This window comes from Bacteroides sp. AF20-13LB (assembly GCF_003603065.1).
Taxonomy (GTDB): Bacteria; Bacteroidota; Bacteroidia; order Bacteroidales; family Bacteroidaceae; genus Bacteroides; species Bacteroides uniformis.
The window spans coordinates 90,964-98,460 of sequence record NZ_QTMH01000016.1 but is presented as its reverse complement, the minus strand read 5'-3'; the positions used below and the strand labels follow the sequence as shown (position 1 = coordinate 98,460).

Here is a 7,497-nt window from a genome sequence, read left to right as displayed (position 1 = left end):
TATGCCCATCTGCAAGCTTCGGGGTTTATCAACGACCATCTGACGGATTGCATTTGCCGAAATCAGAAACAATAAAACAAAGAAATATACAGAAGCAAGCAAAACATCAACACAAAGCGGTCACCCTCCCCCATCGGAAAGGCGACCGCTTCAGTGTTATAAAATCTGTTTCTCAGTATGTAATACACTGAGAAGAAATGTTATTCTATTCCGATACTATGGCATACGGGAAAAAGGATGAACGTAAACTCATAATCAGCGTATGGCACCAGGTATTCCGGACGGGCTATACGTCCCCAACTGTCTTCGCAACCCAGACCGGCTTGCACCTTGTCGATACAGAGATTAGTCAAATCAGCTTCATCCACCTCTTGCGAGTGTCCTTGCTCTTTGCTCCAGCCTTCATCTAAAGACTCGATGGTATAGTGCAAGGCAGATGCGGAGAAGGGAGCGGCTGCCACAATCTTGATGCCATTACCAGACTGATCCAACATCTTCCACCAACGAATATCGGTCTTTGTTCCATTTTCCTGCGGACGGATGTAGGGATAGAACTGCTCGGCCACACTTTGGCGATAAATGCCTAAGTCGGCGCAATGATTACGGTCAATATAGTTTTCAACCGGACCGCGTCCATAGTATTCAACGGTTTCAAAGCTGCGCGGCATAGGCATCTGCAGACCGAAACGGAACATGTTCGATACTTTGGCATTCTTGTCGGCAGTCAGCTTCTGGGTCACCTTGACGGCACCGGCATTGTTGATGACATAAACAAGGTTCAGCTTAGCTGAAACACCCGGCATGTCGTAAGCAGATTCTACAATCACCAGATTGTTCTCCGTGCGCTGTTTGAAAGAGGTCAGTTTGATTTCCGGATTCTTCCAAGCGATATATTTGCGTTGCAGATTGGCACCGTAGTCGTTGTCAACAGGCGCACGCCAGAAGTTTGGTTTTAAAGCCTCGCCGTCTTTAATCATATCCCGGCCATTCACTTCGTACTTAGTCAGATAACCGTTGTGCTTGTTGATTTCTACACGGAAAGCATCACCGGAGACGATGAGGTAGTTCCAATCGTTATCCTGTACTTGGGGAGCCGTCATCTCGATATTGCTCTGTTCGCAGTTCTTCAATTCCATGGAAGGAGCTTGGTAAGGATTGAGCGTCAACTGGTCTTTTGCCACTACATGTCCGGCGGAAAGCAATCCTTCACGGTTCTTCAGCTTATAGGAAACATTCAGCAACCACTCGGTGCATTGGCAAGTCTTGCCCAAGTCCAACTTGATTTTGGCTGTCTGTTGGGGAGCTACATTCAGATTATCCACACGACCGGTCCGTATCACCTTACCGCCTTTCAGTACCTCCCACTCCATATAATAGGCAGAAAGATCACGGAAGAAGTATTCATTGAACACATTGATTTCACCGTTCTTCAAGTCGGCCGGAGTAGTCCAGATGTCCTGATAGATACGGCCTACCTCATACATGTGGGGATTGGGCACACGGTCGGGGCTGATAAGACCGTTATCGCAGAAGTTACCGTCGCTGGCATCAAAACGGTTAAAGTCACCGCCGTAGGCATAAATCATCTTACCGTTTTTTCCTGTCCAACGTACAGACTGATCAACAAAATCCCAAATAAAGCCACCTTGGAATTTGGAATATTTACGCACCAAATCCCAATATTCTTTAAAACCTCCTTGCGAGTTTCCCATCGCATGAGCATATTCGCACTGAATCAGGGGCTTTGTCATAGAATCATCCTCACTGTATTTCTTACATCCGTCATAGCCATAATACATCGGGCAATAGATGTCTGTCTTGCCTGTTTTACCGGCTTGTTCATATTGTACGGCACGGCTCGGGTCTTCAGCCTTTATCCAATCGTAGGCAGCTTCGAAATTAGCGCCATAGCCGGCTTCGTTGCCCAAAGACCAGAAAATGATGCTGGGATGATTGAAGCTACGCTGCACATTGCGCTGGTTACGCTCCATATGTGCTTTCTTATAGTCCTCACGTTTGGCAAGTGTCTCTTCCCCATAACCCATTCCGTGGGATTCGATATTGGCTTCGGCCACTACGTAAATACCATATTGGTCGCAGAGGTCGTACCAGAGATTATTGTCGGGATAGTGGCAGGTGCGCACGGCATTCAGGTTGAACTGCTTCATCACCTGAATATCCTGAATCATGCGTTCGCGAGAAATGACGTAACCACCGTCCGGATCCATCTCGTGGCGGTTGGCTCCCTTGAAGAGAACGGGCTGGCCGTTGACAAGTATCTGACTTCCTTTCAGCTCTATCTTTCGGAAGCCCACCTTTACGGGAATCACTTCACTGCTGCCTTGCAAAGTGGCACGCAGGGTATACAAGTAAGGCGTTTCCGCCGTCCACTTATGAGGATTCTCCACATTTATCAAGGCAGTAGCGCTACCTTTAGCGACAGCTGTAGCCACCTGTTTTCCGGCAGCGTCCAGCAGTTCAAGACTGACATTGCCGCCACCCTTCACATCAAGCTGTACTTTCAGGGAACCGTTCTTATAAGCAGTATCCAAATCGGGAGTGACACGGATGTCCTGAATGCGCTTCTTGTCACGAACATACAAGTAGCAATCGCGCCCTACACCGCTATAACGGAAGAAGTCCTGGTCTTCCAGATACGTCCCGTCACACCAGCGGAATACCTGAAAGGCTATCAGATTCTTTTGTCCCGGCTTCAAGTAGGGTGTCAGGTTGAATTCAGCCTCCAGTTTGCTGTCCTCACTATAACCTACGTACTTGCCGTTTACCCACAAATACATATTGGAAGTCACGGAACCGAAATGAGCCATGATGTCCTTACTCTTCCAGTCGGCAGGTATTACAATCTCACGACGGTAGGAACCTACATTGTTATTCTCCGTTGGCACCTGCGGTGGATTGTTCTTGAACTGATTGCGCCAGGCATATCCGGTATTCACGTAGATAGGGTCGCCGAAACCGTTCAGTTCCCACATACCGGGAACGGCCATATCGCTCCATCCCTTGTCGTTGAACCCCACTTTCCAGAAATCCGTGGGACGGGCATCGGCATTCTTCACCCAGAAGAATTTCCAGATACCGTTCAGAGTCATGTAATTGGAAGAATGTTCTTTTGCTCCACGAGCCGCAGCATCTGCCGACTCATAGGCAAAATAGTTGGTGTGCATCGGAGCACGGTTCACGGCATTCACTTCAGGGTTTTGCCATTCAGTGAAGGACTGTGCGCTTGCGGCAATGGCAAAAGTCGCAAGCAGTCCGGTAATGAAATGTTTCTTCATGGTAAATAGTTTATAAAAATTAGCAACGGCATACAAGCAGAACCGGTATGCCGTCACAAAGATACGCCTATCCTATAATTAAAAGGAAGAATAATCGTTCAAAAAAGGCTGAATTTAATTCTTTAAATAAGTGTTCATAACTAGTTCACATAATTAAATTAGGTGACTAAATGGGAATTTATTTTGATTGAGTACTTATCCGCAAACGATAGACTCCGAACGAACGGGGCTGAAGCTCCAGGCTCAGAGAACGGGAAGCCACCTCCACCGGACGAATACGTGGAACAATAGCCTCCTGCTCCAGTGTATTCTTGGCTTTCCAGTCATCACTTTGCAAATAGGTGCAGGAACCCGAGACAAGCTGCCGCTTCTTCAATCCGCTGAACTCTATCTGTACCTTCTCCGATCTGCTGCCCGCATTGACAAGCTTCAGAATTACTTCTCCCGTAGGAGCATCCAGCACTGCCGATGCATAAAGGCTGTCCTGCCCCGTCACGGGTTTTCCGTCCATTTGCAGGTTCAGCACATCTGTTCCGGCATTCATACCGTACATCTGCTGTACGTAATAGTTGGGAGTCCGCATCATACGGAGATTGTCGAACCAAATCAAATCGGGATTCCACTGCCAGGCATCCACATGGGCAAACAACGGAGCATAGGTAGCCAGGCGCACCACATCAGCATTACGTTCCAGTCCCGTCATAAAAGCTGCTTCGGACAGTGCCGCCAAGAAATTATTGGCTTTCCCGGTGGGGTGGTCATGCGATGCATATTCACCGGCAAAGACTTTCGGTCCTTTACGGTCATAGTCATCATAGCGGGCAGCATTGGCAAAGAACCAGTCGGGAGCCATATAATAATGCTCGTCCACCAAATCCACCCCGATGCGTTTCATTTCGGGCCAGAGGTAATCGAACTTGTCCCCATCTGCACTCGGACCGGAAGAACCTACAATCTGCATATCGGGATATTCCGCACGGATGGCTTTCGTGAACACTTCCAGACGCTCGGGATAGACTTCCCCCCACTGTTCATTGCCGATGGCAATCATTTTCAGACCGAACGGTTCGGGATGTCCCATATCGGCACGCACCTTTCCCCACTTGGAGGTTGCAGCACCGTTGGCAAACTCGATGAGGTCGAGGGCATCCTGCACGTACGGGCCGAGTTCTCCAAGGGGAACCACTTCGTTGCTTTCGTATTGGCAGGACAGCCCGCAGCTCAGTACCGGCAGAGGCTCTGCACCGAGGTCTTCACTCAGCAGGAAATATTCGTAAAAGCCAAGTCCGTAACTCTGGAAATAATCCGGGAAAGCTTTATGCTTGAATGTATAGTTCCAGCGATTTTCGTTCAAAGGACGGTTCTCTACCGGACCCACGGAATTCTTCCATTGATAACGGGTGGCAAGGCTGTTGCCTTCGATGATACAACCGCCGGGAAAACGGAATACTCCGGGATTGAGGTCATAGAGGGCTTGTACCAAGTCGGCACGCAATCCATTCTCACGCTTCTTCCAAGTGTTCACCGGGAAGAGAGAGATGTGGTCCATATCTACCGTACCCTCCGTCTGCAACACAACACGCAGACGCGAGCGAACATCGGTAAAAGGAGCTTTCAGCACAGCCGTCAGCTTCTGCCATTCACTGCCTTTCACTTCCAGTTCCTTCTTCAGGAGATTCTCTCCGTTGGAATTCACCAGTTCGACGGAAAGCTTCATTGGTTTGGTATCCGGCGTACGGACATAGGCGGAGAAACGGTAATCTTCTCCTTTTTTCAGGCCGATGCCACGATAACCTTCATTATCCAGTCCGGCACGCAAAAGACAGCCGTCATTGGTAATGCGCACATAATGCGGATTGCGGTCGAAGCAGGGCCGCTCGTCCTGTACCGTCACCTCGCCGAAAGGTATCCACCCCACCAGCGGCTGCGGGAACTCAAAAGAGCGGTTCTTTACCAGTTCGGCATACAAACCACCGTCCGCACCGAAATTAATGTCTTCGAAGAAGATTCCATACATGGCAGGATTTATCCGAGCCGTCGGTTTTGATACATCAACAGTCATCACATGCTGTTGCGCCTGCATGCCAAGAACAACGAACAATGTCAATAGAAATAAAAGTCTTTTCATGGTTTTAATCTGTTTATAACGATAGCATAAGCTAAATTATGACGACATACTTACCTATTCTACATCAATCCTATTTACCGGCAACCATACATCCATCTTGCCCTCACCCCGGTGTGCCCATGCATAATAAGGTATCAGGGTCAGCGTCACATCTCTGGTTGCCAACTTTCCGGCAGCATCAAAACCAAGAGCCTGCACTTCTGTGGTAATTTCGTTGATGCCATACAGCAGTTCGGGCTTCTCCGTCACCTGGAATTTCGGATGACGGTTCAGGATGATATTCTGTATATTAAAATCATTATCGGCCCACTCGGCACAATAAACGATAGGACCACGCTCAACGGCCACCCGTCCACGGTCGGCAACCACTTTTTCATTGGCTTTCACCACACGGGGTTGCATGTCGAAATGCACCTCTACCACATCCCCTTTCTTCCACTTCCGGTCTATCCGGAGATAGCCTTTACGAAGTTCACCGGTCACCTCCTCGCCATTCACCAATACACGATAGCCCAACTTCAGGTCGTCGGCATACGAATAAAGGTCACTCGGAAGTACACTGCCGCGCACCCAACCCGGAATACGGATATTCATCGTAAACGGCAGGTTGCCCTGAGCCACCTTCACACGAATGTCTCCGTTCCAGGGGTATCCGGTTTCCTGCTCCAGCACCACTTTCTTTTCATTCAACTTCAGCTCGGCACGGTTGGACAAGAAAAGGTTGACGTACACCTGATTGTCTTTCACGGCATACACATATCCCGGCAAAGAAGGAATGAACCGGCTGATGTTGCTGGGACAGCAGGCACAACCAAACCACGGCTGACGTGTAATCGTATGGTCGGCATTAAAGTGATACTTACCATCGCAAGACAACGGATTGGGATAGAAGAACTTGCCTCCGTCCAATGAAACGCCGGAGATTAATCCGTTGTAAAGCGTACGTTCCAGCACGTCGAAATACTTGGAATCGCCATGCAGCAGAAAGAGGCGGTAATTCATGTAAACATTGCCGATGGCGGCACAGGTCTCATTGTAGGCAGTCAGATTCGGCAATTCATAGTTATCACCGAAAGCTTCGCCCGCATGACGCGCACCGATACCGCCGGTAATATATATCTTCTTGCCGACGATATTCTCCCATATCTTGTCGATAGCCTTGATGTAGGAGCTGTCACCCGTAATGGCAGCCACATCAGCCATACCGGAATACATGTAACCGGCACGTACGGCATGTCCCACTGCCTCTTCCTGCTCCAGTACAGGCTTGTGCGACTGCAAATAGATGTCCTTGCGTGCCGTAGTGCCGCGCGCGTCGAGGAAGAACTTGGCCTGGTCGAGATATTTCTTATCTCCTGTCACGGTATAGAGGCGTACCAATGCCATTTCGGCAATCTGATGTCCGGGAATCACACGCTTCTGTCCGGGGCCTTCACCGATATTCTTGCATACGCAGTCGGCATAACGGATAGCTATATCCAGGAAGTTCCGCTTGCCTGTAGCTTGATAATAAGCCACAGCCCCTTCCACCATGTGACCCAGATTATAGAACTCGTGGCTCAAATTCTCCACCTCCGACCAGCGTTCCGGCCCCGACCAATCGTGCGGATGCTTGGGGTTCATGGTACGTGCGGTGTAAAGATACCCGTCCGGTTCTTGGGCGGCGGCCACTATGACCAATACGCTGTCGATATATTCTTCCAGTTTCTTGTCCGGGTAAGTCTGCAAGGAGTAACTTGCACCTTCAATCGTCTTATAGACATCCGTATCGTCAAAGGAGAAGCCTCCCACCTTATACTCATCACTGGGATGAGTAGCTTTCACAAAGTTTTCATAACGTCCCGTTTCCTCACACTTACTGAAAGCCAACGGGATGGTTACCTCGCGGCTTGCCTTCAAGCGTTGTCCCCAGAAACTGTCCGTCACCTTCACTGAAGTGAAAGGAACCGGGTCGATGGGATAACCGGAATGCAAAGTCTGTTGCTTTTGTGCCGACACACTGCCGGTCATGGCTGCAACAAGTGCCAAAGTCAATAATCGTATCATATCTTTTAAGTTCTTAAGTTCCCACGC

3 protein-coding genes and 1 pseudogene are annotated in these 7,497 nt (G+C 49.2%); 1 reads left to right on the top strand and 3 read right to left on the bottom strand.

Going from position 1 to position 7,497, the window contains the following annotated elements; all coding sequences use genetic code 11:
* Positions 1–75: pseudogene (locus tag DWX62_RS18170) on the top strand (DNA-3-methyladenine glycosylase I); the annotation flags it as partial.
* A 125-nt stretch (positions 76–200) separates the two neighbouring features.
* Here DWX62_RS18170 and DWX62_RS18165 read toward each other — a convergent pair.
* From DWX62_RS18165 to DWX62_RS18155, 3 genes are all read right to left on the bottom strand, one after another.
* Positions 201–3,296: a glycoside hydrolase family 2 TIM barrel-domain containing protein gene (locus tag DWX62_RS18165; RefSeq protein ID WP_120173059.1), complete on the bottom strand. Its 3,096-nt coding sequence runs from the start codon at positions 3,294–3,296 to the stop codon at positions 201–203.
* A gap of 178 nt (positions 3,297–3,474) precedes the next feature.
* Positions 3,475–5,424: an alpha-L-arabinofuranosidase C-terminal domain-containing protein gene (locus tag DWX62_RS18160; protein ID WP_005830131.1), complete on the bottom strand. Its 1,950-nt coding sequence runs from the start codon at positions 5,422–5,424 to the stop codon at positions 3,475–3,477.
* A 54-nt stretch (positions 5,425–5,478) separates the two neighbouring features.
* Positions 5,479–7,470, bottom strand: a complete 1,992-nt coding sequence (locus DWX62_RS18155) for a glycoside hydrolase family 127 protein (protein ID WP_016273052.1) — start codon at positions 7,468–7,470, stop codon at positions 5,479–5,481.
* Between the last annotated feature and the right edge of the window lie 27 nt (positions 7,471–7,497).